At 64.5% G+C, this 15918-nt stretch carries 13 protein-coding genes and 1 pseudogene; 3 read left to right on the top strand and 11 right to left on the bottom strand.

Features of this window, described 5'->3' with window-relative positions; genetic code table 11:
• The first annotated feature begins 174 nt into the window (after positions 1 to 174).
• The 3 genes from ftsH to F3H26_RS14650 all read left to right on the top strand — a co-directional run bounded on the left by ftsH (position 175) and on the right by F3H26_RS14650 (position 6130).
• A complete protein-coding gene (gene ftsH, locus F3H26_RS14660; RefSeq protein WP_149776763.1) occupies positions 175 to 2007 on the top strand; it encodes an ATP-dependent zinc metalloprotease FtsH in 1833 nt (610 codons plus the stop codon).
• A 70-nt stretch (positions 2008 to 2077) separates the two neighbouring features.
• Positions 2078 to 4900 (top strand): ATP-dependent Clp protease ATP-binding subunit, encoded by a 2823-nt coding sequence (locus F3H26_RS14655; RefSeq protein ID WP_149776762.1) that lies wholly within the window; start codon positions 2078 to 2080, stop codon positions 4898 to 4900.
• Between the two features lie 93 nt (positions 4901 to 4993).
• Entirely contained in the window at positions 4994 to 6130 is a 1137-nt protein-coding gene (locus F3H26_RS14650) for an RNA polymerase sigma factor (protein ID WP_149776761.1), read from the top strand.
• A gap of 224 nt (positions 6131 to 6354) precedes the next feature.
• Here the strand turns inward: F3H26_RS14650 and F3H26_RS14645 are convergent, their stop codons facing one another.
• From F3H26_RS14645 to F3H26_RS19705, 11 genes and pseudogenes are all read right to left on the bottom strand, one after another.
• Positions 6355 to 6846 (bottom strand): Hsp20/alpha crystallin family protein, encoded by a 492-nt coding sequence (locus F3H26_RS14645; RefSeq protein ID WP_149776760.1) that lies wholly within the window; start codon positions 6844 to 6846, stop codon positions 6355 to 6357.
• 34 nt (positions 6847 to 6880) lie between these two features.
• Positions 6881 to 7279, bottom strand: a complete 399-nt coding sequence (locus F3H26_RS14640) for an Hsp20/alpha crystallin family protein (protein WP_149776759.1) — start codon at positions 7277 to 7279, stop codon at positions 6881 to 6883.
• A 14-nt stretch (positions 7280 to 7293) separates the two neighbouring features.
• Entirely contained in the window at positions 7294 to 7722 is a 429-nt protein-coding gene (locus tag F3H26_RS14635) for an Hsp20/alpha crystallin family protein (protein ID WP_149776758.1), read from the bottom strand.
• Positions 7723 to 8051: 329 nt separating this feature from the next.
• Positions 8052 to 9095 carry an ACR3 family arsenite efflux transporter gene (arsB, locus tag F3H26_RS14630; protein ID WP_149776757.1) on the bottom strand — a complete coding sequence of 348 codons (1044 nt, stop codon included), beginning with the start codon at positions 9093 to 9095 and terminating at the stop codon, positions 8052 to 8054.
• Positions 9092 to 10327: an organoarsenical effux MFS transporter ArsJ gene (arsJ, locus tag F3H26_RS14625; protein ID WP_394349779.1), complete on the bottom strand. Its 1236-nt coding sequence runs from the start codon at positions 10325 to 10327 to the stop codon at positions 9092 to 9094. Before arsJ ends, arsB begins: the two co-directional genes overlap by 4 nt.
• Positions 10328 to 10365: 38 nt before the next feature.
• The gene (locus tag F3H26_RS14620; protein ID WP_149776755.1) at positions 10366 to 11364 is read right to left on the bottom strand and encodes an ArsJ-associated glyceraldehyde-3-phosphate dehydrogenase; all 999 of its coding nucleotides are present in this window, start codon (positions 11362 to 11364) and stop codon (positions 10366 to 10368) included.
• A complete protein-coding gene (locus F3H26_RS14615; protein WP_188127788.1) occupies positions 11361 to 12200 on the bottom strand; it encodes an arsenate reductase/protein-tyrosine-phosphatase family protein in 840 nt (279 codons plus the stop codon). Before F3H26_RS14615 ends, F3H26_RS14620 begins: the two co-directional genes overlap by 4 nt.
• A 139-nt stretch (positions 12201 to 12339) precedes the next feature.
• The gene (modC, locus tag F3H26_RS14610; RefSeq protein ID WP_149776754.1) at positions 12340 to 13449 is read right to left on the bottom strand and encodes a molybdenum ABC transporter ATP-binding protein; all 1110 of its coding nucleotides are present in this window, start codon (positions 13447 to 13449) and stop codon (positions 12340 to 12342) included.
• Entirely contained in the window at positions 13446 to 14117 is a 672-nt protein-coding gene (modB, locus tag F3H26_RS14605; RefSeq protein WP_149776753.1) for a molybdate ABC transporter permease subunit, read from the bottom strand. The genes modC and modB overlap by 4 nt, the downstream gene beginning before the upstream one ends.
• Before the next feature lie 4 nt (positions 14118 to 14121).
• Complete coding sequence (modA, locus tag F3H26_RS14600) at positions 14122 to 14895, bottom strand: molybdate ABC transporter substrate-binding protein (RefSeq protein WP_223162526.1); 774 nt, start codon at positions 14893 to 14895, stop codon at positions 14122 to 14124.
• Between the two features lie 237 nt (positions 14896 to 15132).
• A pseudogene (locus tag F3H26_RS19705) lies at positions 15133 to 15587 on the bottom strand (DDE-type integrase/transposase/recombinase); the annotation flags it as partial.
• Positions 15588 to 15918 lie beyond the last annotated feature (331 nt).

Here is a 15918-nt window from a genome sequence, read left to right as displayed (position 1 = left end):
CTAGTCTCGACTCGATACTCCAAGCGTTGCCGCCAGGTATTCCATGCAGTCCGGCCGCGAATTTTGATTTCAACCTGTTGAAGAAACGAAAAAAGAGACCAAATCTCCTCCGTTGCCGATCGGCAACACCTGGTATTCACCTTCAAGCAGCCATCAACCAATCGGGGGGCAGAGATGGAGAAGAAGACCGAGTTCAATATCTGGTACTGGATCTTTGCATTCTTTGCAGTCCTGTTCATCCAGGGACTGATCGAAAGCTATCAGAGCGTCGCGCCGATCAGCTACAGCCAGTTCGAGGACTACCTGGCCGATGGCAGCATCAAGTCGGTTGCGGTAGGGGCCGATACGATCACCGGCAGCTTTACCATGCCGATCGACGGCAAAAGCCAGTTCGTGACCACGATCGTGGACCCGGCGATCCTGGACCGGATCGACGAGGCCGACGTGGAAATAACGGGCGTTCCGGAAAACACCTGGATCGGCGCCGTCCTGTCCTGGACCGTGCCCGCGCTGGTCTTCTTTGCGCTGTGGATGTTCTTTTTCCGCAAGATCGCTGATCGTCAGGGCTTTGGCGGCTTCATGCAGGTCGGCAAAAGCAAGGCCAAGGTCTACATGGAAAAGGAAACCGGCGTCAGCTTTGACGATGTCGCCGGAGTAGACGAGGCCAAGACCGAGCTGCAGGAAGTCGTCGAATTCCTCAAGGACCCCGAGGCCTATGGCAAGCTGGGCGCGCATGTGCCCAAGGGCATCCTGCTGGTCGGCCCGCCGGGCACCGGCAAGACCCTACTGGCGCGCGCCGTCGCGGGCGAAGCTGGCGTGACCTTCTTCTCGATCTCGGGGTCGGAATTCGTCGAGATGTTCGTGGGCGTCGGCGCTGCGCGCGTGCGCGATCTGTTCGAACAGGCCCGCAAATCCGCCCCGGCGATCATCTTCATCGACGAATTGGATGCCCTGGGCCGCGCCCGGTCCTCGGGGCAGATCGCCGGCGGCCATGACGAGCGCGAGCAGACGCTGAACCAGCTGCTGACCGAGCTGGACGGGTTCGACCCCTCGTCGGGCATCGTGCTGCTGGCCGCGACCAACCGCCCCGAGATTCTGGACCCTGCCCTGCTGCGCGCCGGGCGGTTCGACCGGCAGGTTCTGGTGGACAAGCCCGACAAGAAAGGCCGGGTGCAGATCCTGAACGTCCACATGAAAAAGGTCAAACTGGCCGCCGATGTGGACGCCGAGAAGGTGGCCGCGCTGACGCCGGGCTTTTCCGGCGCCGACCTTGCCAACCTGGTGAACGAGGCCGCCCTGCTGGCCACCCGTCGCAAGGCCGATGCGGTGACGATGGAGGATTTCAACAACGCCGTCGAACGCATCGTCGCCGGCTTGGAAAAGAAAAACCGCGTGCTGAACCCGCGCGAGCGCGAGATCGTGGCCCATCACGAGATGGGGCACGCGCTGGTGGCGATGGCGCTGCCCGGCGTGGACCCCGTGCACAAGGTCTCGATCATTCCGCGTGGCATCGGCGCGCTGGGTTACACCATCCAGCGCCCCACCGAGGACCGGTTCCTGATGACCCGCGAAGAGTTGGAGAACAAGATCGCCGTTCTGCTGGGCGGGCGCGCGGCCGAAAAGATCATCTATGACCACCTGTCGACCGGCGCGGCCGACGATCTGGTCAAGGCAACCGACATCGCCCGCGCGATGGTGGCCCGTTATGGCATGGACCCTGACCTGGGCCATGTCAGCTATGACACCGACCGGCCCGGATTCCTTGGCACGGGCGATCAGTCCAGCTGGTTGAACCGCCGCTATAGCGAGGCCACCGCCGAGGCGATGGACCGCAAGGTGCGCGATGTTCTGAACGACATATTCGACCGCACCGTGGCATTGCTGAACGACAACCGCGACCTGCTTGAACAGACGGCGAAAAAGCTGCTGGAACAGGAAACCCTAGACGAGCCCGAGCTGGCTGAAATCCAGGGCAAGGTGCGGAAAACTAAGGACAAAGCGGCCTGATCCAGATCAATGAACCGGGGCGGATTCCGCCCTATCACATAGACAAATTCCAACGAGAAGGAGACGGCACATGGCAAATGGAATCTGCGACGTCTGCAAGACACGGCCAGCCACCGTGCGGGCCCAAGTATCCGTCAACGGCGAACGCCGCACGATGGAACTGTGCGACGAAGATTACCGCAAACTGGCCCGACGCCAGGGGCGCAGTGCGTCGCCCCTGGAATCGCTGTTCGGCGGCGGCTCGCTGTTTGACGAGTTCTTCGGCGACAGCGGTCTGGGCGGCAGCCTGTTCGACCGTCTCGGCGGTCAGGCCGGCGGCGATGACGCGGGCGACCGGATCCCGCCCCGCGCGGCCTCTCGGCGCGGTCAGGGCGGCGTCAGCATCGCCGACCGCCTGAGCGAACAGGGCAACAAGCTGCTGCACGAGGCCGCCAACACCGCCGCCGAGTTCGGCCGTGCCGAGGTGGATACCGAACACCTGCTGCATGCGCTGACCGGTTCGGACGTGGTCAAGACCCTGCTTGAACAGGTCAAGGTCGACCCCGACGACCTGCGCCGCCAGATCGAGCAGGACGCCAAACGCGGCGACAGCAAGCCCGAAGGCAGCGAAATCGGCGTCAGCCCCCGCGTGAAGGACGCGCTGAACCGCGCCTTCTTGGCCTCGAACGAGCTGGGGCACTCTTACATCGGTCCCGAGCATCTGCTGATCGGTCTGGCCGAGGAAGGCGAAGGCATGGCCGCCTCGATGCTGCGCAAGCTGGGCCTGACGCCGCAGGCGCTGCGCCAGCAGGTGACCAGGGTGGTCGGCAAAGGCGCCGAGGAAGGCCGGGTCGAGACCCCCTCGAACACGCCCGACCTTGACGAGTTCAGCCGCGACCTGACCAAGCTGGCCCGTGAAGGCAAGCTGGACCCGGTGATCGGCCGCGCCCGCGAGATCGAGACCACGATCGAGGTTCTGGCCCGCCGCAAGAAGAACAACCCGGTTCTGATCGGCGAGCCCGGCGTGGGCAAGACCGCCATCATCGAGGGCCTGGCTCAACGCATCGTGGCCGGCGAAGTGCCCGAGGCGCTGCGCGACAAGCGGCTGGTCGAGCTGAACATCAACTCGATGGTCGCCGGGTCGAAATACCGCGGCGAGTTCGAGGAGCGGGTTCAGAAAATCCTGAAAGAGATCACCGAAGAAAAGGACAGCCTGATCCTGTTCATCGACGAGATCCACACCATCGTCGGTGCCGGGCAAGGCGGCGGTGAAGGCGGGCTGGACATCGCCAACACCTTCAAGCCGGCTCTGGCCCGCGGCGAGCTGAACCTGATCGGCGCGACCACGCTGAACGAGTATCAGAAATACATCGAGAAGGACGCAGCACTCGAACGCCGCTTCCAGCCGGTCTTTGTGGATGAGCCCACCGTGGCGCAGACCATCATGATCCTGCGCGGGCTGCGGGACACGTTGGAAAGCCACCACAAGGTGACGATCACCGACGAGGCGATCATCGCCGCGGCAGAACTGTCCGATCGCTACATCACCGGCCGCTTCATGCCCGACAAGGCCATCGACCTGATCGACCAGGCCGCCGCGCGGGTCAAGATCAGCGCCACCGCCCGCCCGGTCGACGTGCAGGAACTGGAAGCCGAAGTCGAACAGATCAAGCGCGAGCAGGACTATGCCGCCGCGCGCAAGCAGTTCGACCGGGCAGCCGAGTTGAAGAAAGAGCTCGAGGCCAAGCAGGTCGAACTGGACGAGCTGCTCGAGACCTGGAAACGCGACCGCGCATCGGCCACCGCCGAGGTGCGCGCCGACCACGTCGCCCAGATCGTCAGCAAGATCACCGGCGTTCCGGTCACCGAACTGACGGCCGAGGAAAAAGACAAGCTGCTGAAGCTGGAAGAGCGCCTGCACGAGCGGGTGATCGGCCAGGACGAAGCAATTGCCGCCGTGGCCGATGCCGTGCGCCTGGCCCGCGCCGGCCTGCGCGAGGGGTCGGGCCCGACCGCGACCTTCCTGTTCCTCGGCCCCACCGGCGTCGGCAAGACCGAGCTGGCCAAGACCCTGGCCGAGGTGATCTTTGGCGACGAAGACGCCCTGCTGCGGATCGACATGTCGGAATATGGCGAGCGGCACGCGGTGGCGCGTCTGGTCGGTGCGCCTCCGGGTTATGTCGGCTATGACGAGGGCGGCCAGCTGACCGAGAAGGTCCGCCGCCGGCCCTACTCGGTCGTGCTGCTGGACGAGATCGAAAAGGCCCACCCGGATGTCTACAACATCCTGCTGCAGGTCTTTGACGACGGTCGCCTGACCGACGGCAAGGGGCGCGTGGTCGATTTCACCAACACGATCATCATCGCGACCTCGAACCTCGGCTCGGACATCATCCAGAAGAACCTGACCAAGCGCGGCACCAAGGAGTTTGACGAGGCCAAGCAGAAAGCCGACCTGATGGAGGTTCTGCGCAGCCATTTCCGGCCCGAGTTCATCAACCGGATCGACGAGATCATCGTCTTCCACTCGCTGAACCAGTCGGAAATCCGCCAGATCGTCGAGCTGCAACTGAACCGCGTGGCGCGCACCGCGCTGGGTCAGGGCATCGAGCTGGACTACGACGAAAGCGTTCTGGATCATTTCGCCGCCGTCGGCTTCCGCCCGGAATTCGGCGCGCGCGAGTTGCGCCGCCTGATCCGGTCCGAGCTGGAAACCGAGCTGGCCCGCGAAATGCTGTCGGGTCGGATCGAGGACGGCGACAAGGTGCGCGTGGCCTGGTCGGCCGACGATCAGAAGATCACCTTCGAAAAGCTGGCCAGCGCCGCGGACAAGCCCGAAGCCAGTGAAGCCGAAGATGCGCCCGAGACAGCATCCGAGGCGGCCGAAGACGACGCGTCTGCCCCGGCCAAATAAACTCGATCGGCGCGGCCCGTGCCGCGCCGATCCCACATGGCGCCAGCCGAACCGGCGCCCCTTGCACCAAAAGCTCACTGAGAGGGTCATGCAATGAAAACAAAAACCGTATTCCGCAATCTTGACTCCCATGGGCAGCACCGCGCCCCCGAGGTCATCTCGGAAGAGGTGCCTCTGATCGAAAAACACCTCAAACGTTTCAACGAGGACCTGCCCCGGCTCGAAGTCACTGTCTCGCAGACCAAGGGCAAGACCCGCATCGAAGCCAGCCTGCGCCTGCAACTGCCGACGGGCCTGATCGTCGCACGCGAGCATGGGTTCGAGGTCGAACCGGTCCTCCGCAAGGCATTCGCCGACCTGCGCCGGCGGCTGGAACGCCATCTGGAACGGTTGCGGCACGAACCCGAGTACAAGCGCCCCGCCCGGCGCAAGCGGCTGGGCGCGCTGCTGCCTCCGGCCCGCGACGCCGCCGACGCGGACCGTCGCAAGCTGTATTTCGACCTGATCGAAGATCATCTGGACACCGTGTACAACCGGGTCCGGCGCGAGCTGACCTATCTGGAAGCCAATGGCGACATACCCGAAGGCCGCCTGAGCACAAGCGCGCTGGTCGATGCCGCCATTCTGCGCGGGCTTGAGACGTTCGAACAGCGCGGCGAATTCTCGGTCGATGACTGGCTGACGCGGATTGCCCTGGAAACGATCCGGACCGCCGCAAAGGCCGCACGCCGCAGTGTGCCGGACGGGGCTGCCTCCCTGGACCAGCCACCCGAGGTACCCGCGCAAGAACCGACCGAATCCGATCAGGAGATGTTCGAGTTCTACCAGCCCGACGACAATCCGGTATTGGAGGACCTGCTGGCGGATGGGACCGGTACCGACCCTGAACAGGCGGCGATCCAGCGCGAGACCCAGTTGATCGTGCATCGCGCCATCGCCCGCCTGCCCGACCGTTGGCGGCAGGTTGTCAGCCTTGTCGATCTGGACGGGCTGACCGTCGAACGTGCGGCGCAGGTACTGGAATGTGATCCGCAAGAGGTGACATCGACGCTGGAAACGGCCCATGCCTTCCTGGCCGAGGTCCTGGCCGACCACGACCGGGCGGCCGGGTCCGACGCCGACCTGAATTCGCTTGCCGCCGACGTGGCGATACCGCAGCCGGTCGACGACCGCGCCCGGATCTTGGCCGCGCTGGCAATGGCGAAAGAGGCGGCGGACCTGGCCGGCTGATCGCAACAGAAAACCGGCCCACCGGTGTCGGCCACGGGCGGGCCGGTTTCGGCTCGGACCCAGCGGGGGGATGAGCTCCGGCCCCTCCTGCGAGCAACCGTCTCTAGCCAGGGCGGGATCGGGTATCGGGCAAGGTTGTCGCAAAAAAGGCACCGCCATGGTTTGGCGGTGCCTTCTTGGTATCAGGGATGCACCGACGGCCGGGCCGCCGATGCCCCGAAAGGTCAGGCGTGTTTGACCTCGATGCGTTTGACCTTGGCCTGCGCCTCGGGTGTCTGCGGCAGCTTGATTGTCAGCACCCCGTTCTTGAAGCTGGCCTCGGCCTTTTCGCCATCCACCCCCGGCGGCAGCGGAATGGTGCGGTAGATACCGCCATAGCTGCGCTCGGACAGGTAGTAGCCCTTCTTCTCTTCCTGGCGTTCGACCTTCTTCTCGCCCTTGATGGTCAGCATGTCGTCGGTGACCGAGACTTCGATGTCCTTCATCTCCATCCCCGGCAGTTCCACCGAGACCTCGACCGCATCTTCGGTTTCGACGACGTCCGAACGGGCGTCGCCACCGCCCCAGGGCCAGTCGAGATCGCCGACCCGGCTCCAGAAGTTTTCGAACACCCGGTTCATGTCCCGCTGCAGCGTGGCAATCGGGTTGTTTTCATCGCCCTTCGGCTCGGGAGCATGGTCCTTGCGTGCCCAGGGAATCAGGTCTTTGATTTGCATGGTCCGTTCTCCTTTCCTGTGTGTGGCGTTGCGATTACGCGGTCGTGACCGCGATCTTCTTGGGCTTGGCCTCGACGGCGCGCGGCAGGGTCACGGTCAGCACCCCGTTCGAGACCGAGGCGGAAATCTTGTCGGCGTCGAAATCGTCCGACATCGTGAAGGACCGCTCATAGTCGCCCTCGCCATATTCGGCATAGACCAGTTGCAGCTTTTCAGGCTGCGCCGGATGCACTTTGCCGCGGATGGTCAACACCCGTTTTTCCAGGGTCACGTCCACATCCTCGGCCCCCACGCCGGGCATTTCCAGCATCAGGGTCACGGCGTCGGGCGTTTCGACGATGTCCGCCAGCGGGCGATAGATGCGGCCTCCGGTCGTGGTTTCAGGGGCTTCGACCGGGGTCTTTTCGGTGGTTTTGGTGACGTCGGTTGTCATCTCGCATCCTCCTCTTACGCGGCCTTGATTTCGATCTTGCGGGGCTTGTCCTCTTCCGGACGGCCCACCACGATGCGCAGCACACCGTTGCTCATGCGGGCTTCGACCTTGTCGTCGCTGGCGGCGAACGGCAGGCGGATGGCGCGGCTGAAGCGGCCATATGTGCGCTCGTTTCGATGCCAGCGGGCGTTTTCCGGGGTCTCGGGTACGGTGCGCTGGCCAGCGATGGTCAGAACGTTGTCCTTGACCGAGATGTCGATGGCCTCGGGGTCAACCCCGGGCAGTTCCGCGGTGATGGCGACCGCCTCTTCGCCCTGCCAGACATTCACGGCCGGAAAGACCGGTTGCGCCAGGCGGGTCGGCGACAGGCGGTCAAAGTCACGCATCATCGACCGCATGATTGCAAACGGATCGTTGCGTCGGTTGAATGCAGGTACAAGCATGTGCGTCCTCCTCTGGTGTCGTTTCCCGGGCGCGACCTGTGACGTATCGCGCCGCTCAAAAACCCCCGACGGAGATCGGACATGCGGCAAGTCGGGCCGCCCCGAGGGCGGCGCAGTGTAGTCGCGTCAGCCATCTGTTCCCGTCTTGGCGAACGGCTGGCGGTCCGCTGTTTCAGCCGAACCTGTCGCGTATCCATGAAACCCCAATCGGGCGTCTCACAACCGGATAAAGTTTCGGTGAAACCAGATTTCAAGAGGGCGCCGAGAAAATTTCTGGCGCCCTCCGTGATCTGAAAAACATGCATTCTTTTCGCATGTTACGCCGACATTTAGATACCGGCACGTTCCACGGCGCCCGTTTCGCGTTGCTGGAACCTGTTGCGCGTCCGGTTGGCGAACGCCACCAGCGACAGCATCACCGGCACCTCGACCAGAACACCCACCACCGTGGCCAGAGCCGCCCCCGAGTTCAGGCCGAACAGGCTGATGGCGACGGCCACCGCCAGTTCAAAGAAGTTCGACGTGCCGATCAGCGCGCAGGGCGCCGCGATCCGATGCGGCACGCGCAGGGCAAAGGCGGCAGTATAGGCCACCGCAAAGATCCCGTAGGACTGAATCAGGATCGGCACGGCGATCAGCGCGATGACCGCGGGCCGGTTCAGGATTACCTGCCCCTGCAGGCCGAACAGGATGACGACGGTCGCGATCAGGCCGACGACACCCCACGGCTTGACCCGGTCGCGGAACGCCTCGATCCGCTCGGCCGAGCCCAGCCGGTTGCGCGTCCAGACACCCGCCGCCAGGGGCAGCGCCACGAACAGGACAACCGACAGGACCAGCGTTTGCCACGGAACCGAAATGTCGGTCACGCCCAGCAGGAAGGCCACGATCGGGGCGAAGGCAAAGACCATCACGATGTCATTCACCGACACCTGCAGCAGGGTATAGTTCTCGTCCCCCTTGGTCAGATGCGACCAGACGAACACCATTGCCGTGCAGGGTGCCGCGCCCAGCAGGATCAGCCCGGCGATGTATTGCTGGGCATCGGCGGGCGCGATCAGGTCGGCGAAGACGTATTCGAAAAACAGCACGCCCAGCGCGGCCATGGTAAAGGGTTTGATCAGCCAGTTGACCACCAGGGTGATCGCCAGCCCCTTGGGTTGTTTTACCACCTCGCGCAGGCTGCTTGGGTCCACCCCCACCATCATCGGATAGACCATGGCCCAGATCAGCACCGCCACCACCAGGTTGACATTGGCCACCTCGGCCTCTGCTATGGCCTGGACCAAACCCGGCGCGAACGAGCCGATGGCGATCCCGGCGACCATGGCCAGCGCGATCCACAGGGACAGGTATCGTTCAAAAACACTCATGCAGAGATCTCCGAAGTTGTCCGGGGCTGCAAGCGCCCCGCCGCCAGGGCGGACAGCGCGACCATGGCGGCCGCCGTCCCCAGCATCAAGGGCAACCCGCCCCATTGATAGGTCAGGCCGGACAGCAGCGTACCCAACAGCCGCCCGCCCGCATTGGCCATGTAGTAGAAGCCCACATCCATCGTCACCCGCTCGGCGCGGGTGAAGGCCAGGATCAGATAGGAATGCAGCGAGGAATTCACCGCAAAGACCGCACCAAAGGCCAGCAGGCCGCCCACCAGCGTCAGCGTCAGCCACGGCGCCGGCCCCGAGGGCAGCAGCGCGGCCAACGTCAACAGGGCCGGGACGACAGCCAGCCCCCAGGCCCAACTGCGCGCCGCCGCGACCAGGTCGGCCTCATCCCGCGCCCCTGCCCCCAGCAGGCGCGGGGCGGTGGCCTGAACGATGCCGTACAGAATGACCCACAGGGCCATGAACCCGCCGATCAGAAAAAAGGCCGAGCGGTTGCCCGCTTCGCTGCCATCCGACAGCACCGCGTAGAAATAGATCGGGATGCCGACGACGAACCAGACGTCGCGCGCACCGAACAGGAAGACCCGCGCCGCGGACAGCCAGTTCACATTGGCCGACTTCGAAAAGACCTCGGAAAACTTCGCGCCCTTGCGGCCTTTGGGCAGCCCCGGCGGCATCGCCAGCAACACCGCCACCAGGATCAGAAACAAGACCCCCGCCATGCCCAGCACGGCACCCGTGAAGCCGAACCCTGCCAACAAGGCCGCCCCCAGCAGGAAGCCCAACCCCTTGACCGCGTTCTTCGACCCGGTCAGCACCGCGACCCAGCGGAACAGCCCGCCGCCTTCGGTTGGGGCCAACAGCTTGACCGCCGATTTCGACGACATCTTGGTCAGGTCCTTGGCCACCCCGCTGGCGCCCTGCACGACCATCACGAAGGCGACGGACACACCGATGGTCCAGCCCGGATCCAACTGCGCCAGCGCCAGCAAGGCCAGCACCTGTATCGTCAGCCCCGCGTACAGGGTCGCGGTCAGCCCGAACCGCGCGGCGATCCACCCGGCGGCCAGGTTGGTGACCATCCCGGCGATCTCGTACAGCACGAACAGATAGGCCAGTTGAACCGGCGAAAAGCCCAGCGTGTGAAAATGCAGCAGCACCAGCATCCGCAGGGCGCCGTCGGTCAGCATGAAGGCCCAATAGGCAGCCGTGACGGCCATATAGGCCGACAGCCCGTCCGGACGTTGGGACGCGCTGGTCAAAGCGATGCCCCGACCATCATCGCGACATCCACCAGACGATGCGCATAGCCCATCTCGTTGTCGTACCAGGCATAGACCTTTACCTGCGTGCCATTCACCACCATGGTCGACGGTGCATCCACGATGCTGGACCGGGTGTCATTGGTATAGTCGGTCGAGACAAGAGGACGTTCCTCATAGCCCAGAATGCCGGCCAGAGGCCCCTCGGCCGCGGCCTTGAACAGGGCGTTCACCTCTTCGGCCGTGGTTTCGCGCTCAACCTCGAACACGCAATCGGTGAGCGAGGCATTCAGCAGCGGCACCCGCACCGCATGCCCGTTCAGCCGCCCCTTCAGTTCGGGATAGATCAGCGTGATCGCCGTGGCGCTGCCGGTTGTCGTGGGGATCAGCGAGTTCAGCGCCGACCGGGCACGGCGCAGATCCTTGGCCGGGCGGTCCACGATCGTCTGCGTGTTGGTCACGTCATGAATCGTGGTGATCGAGCCGTGCCGGACACCCAGGCTCTCGTGGATGACCTTGACCACCGGGGCCAGGCAGTTCGTGGTGCAGCTGGCCGCGGTCACGATACGGTGGCGGGCCGGGTCATAGGTGCCTTCGTTCACGCCAAAGACGATATTGGCCGCACCACCATCCTTGACCGGAGCCGAGACCACCACCTTCTTCACACCGGCGTCAAAGTAAGGGGCCAGCTTTGCCTCGGTCTTGAAGACCCCGGTGCAGTCGATGACGACGTCGACGCCTTCAAGCGGCAGCTCCGACAGGTTGCGGGTTCCGACAAAGGGCAGCCGCACGCCGTCGATGGTGACCGAGTTTTCGTCATGACTGAAGTCAGCGTCCCAGCGGCCATGCACGGTGTCGAATTCCAGCAGATGCGCGTGCATCGCGGGGTCCCCCACCGCGTCGTTGATCCAGGCAATCTGCGCCCCTTTCTCAAGCAGGGGTTTCAGGGCCAGCTTGCCGATGCGGCCAAGGCCGTTGAGGGCATAAACGGTCATGCGGTTTCTCCGGTATGGATCTGGCCGATGTCATCCACGGCCTTCTGAAGTGATATGCGGTCAAGGGTTTCGAACGGCAGCGACGAAAAGGTCAGAATTCGGTTGCGGATCGCATCGTAAGCCGTTTGAAAGGAAATGATTTTCTGCACTTGCGTCCCATCTGCCCCGACCGGATCGGGCACGCCCCAATGGGCGCTGATGGGCTGGCCGGGCCAGGCGGGGCAGTCTTCGTTCGCAGCCTGATCGCAGACCGTGAACACGAAATCGAAATCCGGCGCGCCCGGGGCCTGAAACTCGGCAATGGTCTTCGCGCGCAAATCCGAAATGTCATGGCCGTTCAGCTTCAGCACCTGCAACGCAACCGGGTTCAAACCGGATCGGGCACGGGTTCCGGCCGAATACACGTTGAACCGGTCGCCCGCCTCGTCCCGCAGGATCGCCTCGGCAAATATCGACCGCGCCGAATTGCCGGTGCAGATGAACAGGACATTGAACTTCCGGTCCCGATCAGCCTTGCCAGACGCGGCACAGGAAGCGGGCGCGCAGATCTCGGGGCGGCCGCGGCAGCAGTCCAGCAGCAAGTAGTCGATCGTCCCGCGCACCGCCGCCATCTCGACGCCGTAGCGCAGCGAGGTCCCTGCCCGCTGTTGCGAAATCAGGCCCACCTGCAGCAAGGAACTCAGGTAGTTCGACAGCGTGTTGGGCTTAAGTCCCAACGCGCGCGCGATCTCCGAGGCCGGGACGCGGTCGGGATAGCGCCGCATCAGCAGCCGAAACACGGCAAGCCGCTGTGGATGTCCCAGGGTGGACAGGCGTTCGGGAATCATTTCTTCCATATTTCGTGAATATTCGAAATTAAAAGCGCTGTGCAAGTGACGGTTCGATGACAAAACGTATTCCCGCCAAGCCGCAGACCGACAGGACGCCCCGGGCATGACCCCGGCCTGTACGGCAACTGACCTTTGTCCGATCCGATCAGCCCTGGCGTCCGTCATCCGCGGCACGCGCAACATGATCGCGGGCAACGGACATGGATTTGAGGATGGCATGGACCGGATCGCCCGGCTGCAAGCCAATGTCGGCGGCCGCGCGGCGGGTGATCCGGGCGAGGATCTCGTGGTCGCCGACCGCGACATGGACCAGCACGCCCGGTCCTGCTCCGGGAACGATCCGTGTCACCGTTCCGCCAAGGATGTTCTGCGCCGACAAGCCCTGAGGCCGGGCCCGCGACAGGATCACGTCATGCGCCATGATCCGCACCCGGACACCGGTGCCGGGCGCCCCGTCGATCCTTGGCAGGAACAGCGGGCCGGTCGCGGCGTCAAGTCGGGTCAGACCGTCGTCGAGATGCTCGGCCACCATGGCGGGCAGCATGACGGCGGCTTCGCGAATCCCCATGGCCCGCAGCGCGTCGGCGTCGGCCATCACTTCGGCCGTGGTGCCGTCGCGCACGACCCGGCCGCGGTCGATCACCAACATCCGATCCGCAAGCAGCTGCGCCTCGTTCACGTCATGGGTCACCAGAACCACCGGCATTTCCAGATCGGACCGCAAGGCGATGATCTCGCCATACAGCCGTTCACGCGTGGCGCGGTCCACGGCCGAGAACGGCTCGTCCAGAAGCAGAACGTCGGGGCGCCGCGCCAAGGCCCGCGCCAGCGCCACGCGCTGCTTCTGCCCGCCCGACAGGTCCGCCGGCCGGCGATGGCCAAGCCCGTCCAGATGGACGCGCCGCAACAGCTGTTCGGCCTCGCGCAGGCGCGCACCGCGGGGCAGATCCCCCAAGGACGTGGCCACGTTCTGTGCCGCCGTCAAATGCGGAAACAGCGCATAGTCCTGAAATACGAGGCCAACGCGGCGGCGATGCGTCGGCAGGCAGACCCCCGCTTCGGTATCGAGCCATGTGATCCCAGCGGCCTCGACCCGCGCCGTCTCGGGCCGCCAGAACCCGGCAATGGTCCGCAAGGTCGTGGTCTTGCCCGAGCCCGAGGGTCCGACCAGTGCAAGCAACTCTCCGGGTCCGACCGCAAAGGTCAGATCGAGCGGAATTGGCGCCTTGGCCCGGAGCGTGACCCTGAGCGTCATCGGTCGAGCCTTCGTCCCATGCGGGCCGACAGGGCGAAGGTGGCAGCGATGGTGAACAGCGAAATGGCGACCAGAACCGAGGACATCGTCGCCGCCGACCGCATGTCGAAGGCCTGCACACGGTCATAGATCGCGATGGCGATGGTCTTGGTCTCGCCGGGGATCGAGCCCCCCACCATGAGGACGATGCCGAATTCACCCAGCGTATGCGCAAAGGTCAGCACCATGCCGGTCATCACCCCAGGCCATGCCAGCGGAAGTTCGATGCGCAGCAGCGCGCTCAGGGGGCGCAGCCCGCTGGCCGCCGCCGCCTCGCGCAGCGACGTCGGGATCGCCTCGAAGGCGCGCTGCGCCGGTTGGATGGCAAACGGCAGGTTGAAGATGACCGAGGCCACGACCAACCCCTCGAAGCTGAAGACCAATTGGTGGCCGAACAGCCCCTGCCAGGCCGCACCGAACGGCGAGTTCCGCCCGAGCGTGACCAGAAGGTAGAAGCCGAACACGGTCGGCGGCAGGACCAGCGGCAGCATCACAAGCCCCTCGACCACCCCCTTTCCCCGGAACGTACGGGTCGCCAGCAACCGCCCGAACAGGATCGACACCGGCAGCAGTATGGCCACCGTCCATGCGGCGAGCGAAAGCGAAAGCCAGAGCGCCTGCCAATCCATGCGTCTACCCCGGCACGGCAAAGCCGTGGCGTGCCATGATGTCAAGCGCGACAGGCCTTTGCATGTAGCGATAGAACGCCTCCGCCACAGGCCCCGCATTCCGCACCATGGCCATGCGCTGCATCAGCGGCTGGTGCCACTCGGCGGGGATGAGCGCAAAATCCCCCAGCGGTCGAAGCTGCGGCGACTGAGCCAGGGACCAGGCAATGATGCCGCCATCGGCGCTGCCCGATAGTGCGAACTGCGCGGCCTGGCTGACATTCTCGCCCAACACCAGTGACGGTTCGATTGCCGCCCAGATGCCAGCATGCTGCAGGACCTCCATCGCCCGCATGCCATAGGGCGCGTGCTGGGGATTGGCGATTGCAAAGCGCGACACCTGCCCGACGTCAAGTGCGCGACGCAGGTCTTCCAGCGTGCCATCCGCTGTCAGCGGCGATCCTTGGTTCGGAACGGCGATGGCCATGCGCCCCTGGGCATAGAGGGCGCCCTCGTCCCGCAAAAACCCGTCGCGGGCCAGATCGAGCACATAACTTTCATCGGCCGCCATGAACATTTCAAACGGCGCACCTTCGCGGATCTGCCGCGCGAAATTGCCGGTGGACCCGAACGCAAGACGCAATGCGTGGCCGGTTTCCAAGGTGAAGGCGGCGGCGATCTCCTGAACCGCAAAGCGCAGATCGGATGCCGCGGCAACAACGGGCGCTTCCTGCGCCCGGGCCGCTGCGGGTTGCGCAATGGCGGCAATTCCGCAGGCGAGAGTCGCTGCCCCGAACATGCGGCGGGTGAGGGTCATGTCTGCGCTCCGGGTGAATGTGCCACCATTTTTCCTTGGCAAAATATCCACGCTCGCCCCAGACGGGTCAATCGCTATTTCTTGCCGCGGACCATGCGGCCCGGTGACATGAGCCTCTACGACTCGCTCCAACCGATCATGGGCATGCCGACGCTCTACCGAGACCACCTCCTCGGTCGTGCGCGAACCGGATGCGCGCGGCGAAAGCCTCGAATCCCAAGGGGCTTTCCTGCCCGGAGCAGAGTGCCTTCGGCGCGGATTGCACAAACCGCTGATGTATTCGTAGATTGCCGGCCCGGCCGCCCGGCGGGTGAGGCATGGCCGCTGCCACAGCAGCTCAGCCTTGATCGTTTTGAAGACGGTCTCGACCGCCGCGCTGTCGTGGCAATTGCCTGAGCCGCTCATTGATACCTTGTAGCCGTGCCGGCGCGGAAGCCTCGGGCAATCGTGAGCGCGGTATTGGTTACGCCGATCCTTGTGATGGATACAGCCTGGCGGTGGCTGGCGCAAAGCGATTGCCACGTTCGGCGCCCGGGTCGCCGGATCACGCTTCATTCGGTCGCTCCCGCCCGGCCGATCACGCGCCTCGCGTGCAGATCGGGAATGACCGAGAGAGGGAGCCAGCCCTCCTGTGTCCAGGCATAGCTCATGCGCCCCGCCCATTCCGGCTCGGGCGGGCTGCCGAGACGTCCCGGTTCAGACCAGGAGACCGGCCGCCATGGGGTTCGGCACCCGGCAGGCGTCTGGATAGGGTCCGAGCCTGTTCTTGAGGTGACGGTGTTTTCGCCCAGCAACGACCAGATGACGGTATCGCTGCTCCTCTATCCCGACAGGGCGCCGGCACGGTGGGAGTTGGCAGAATTGGAGGAAGAGCCGCCCCTGGACAGCTACGACTGTCCGTCGTCAGAGTTTTTCGGACAGCGCAAGCAGTTTCGTAACGGAGGCTCTGGTTCGGTTTCTGTCTGAGTTTAGGCGGCAGCGGCTTGATGTTGCAACCGGCGTTTT

It is taken from the genome of Ruegeria intermedia, assembly GCF_900129345.1.
Taxonomy (GTDB): Bacteria; Pseudomonadota; Alphaproteobacteria; order Rhodobacterales; family Rhodobacteraceae; genus Ruegeria; species Ruegeria intermedia.
This window is presented reverse-complemented; position numbering and strand designations above follow the sequence as displayed.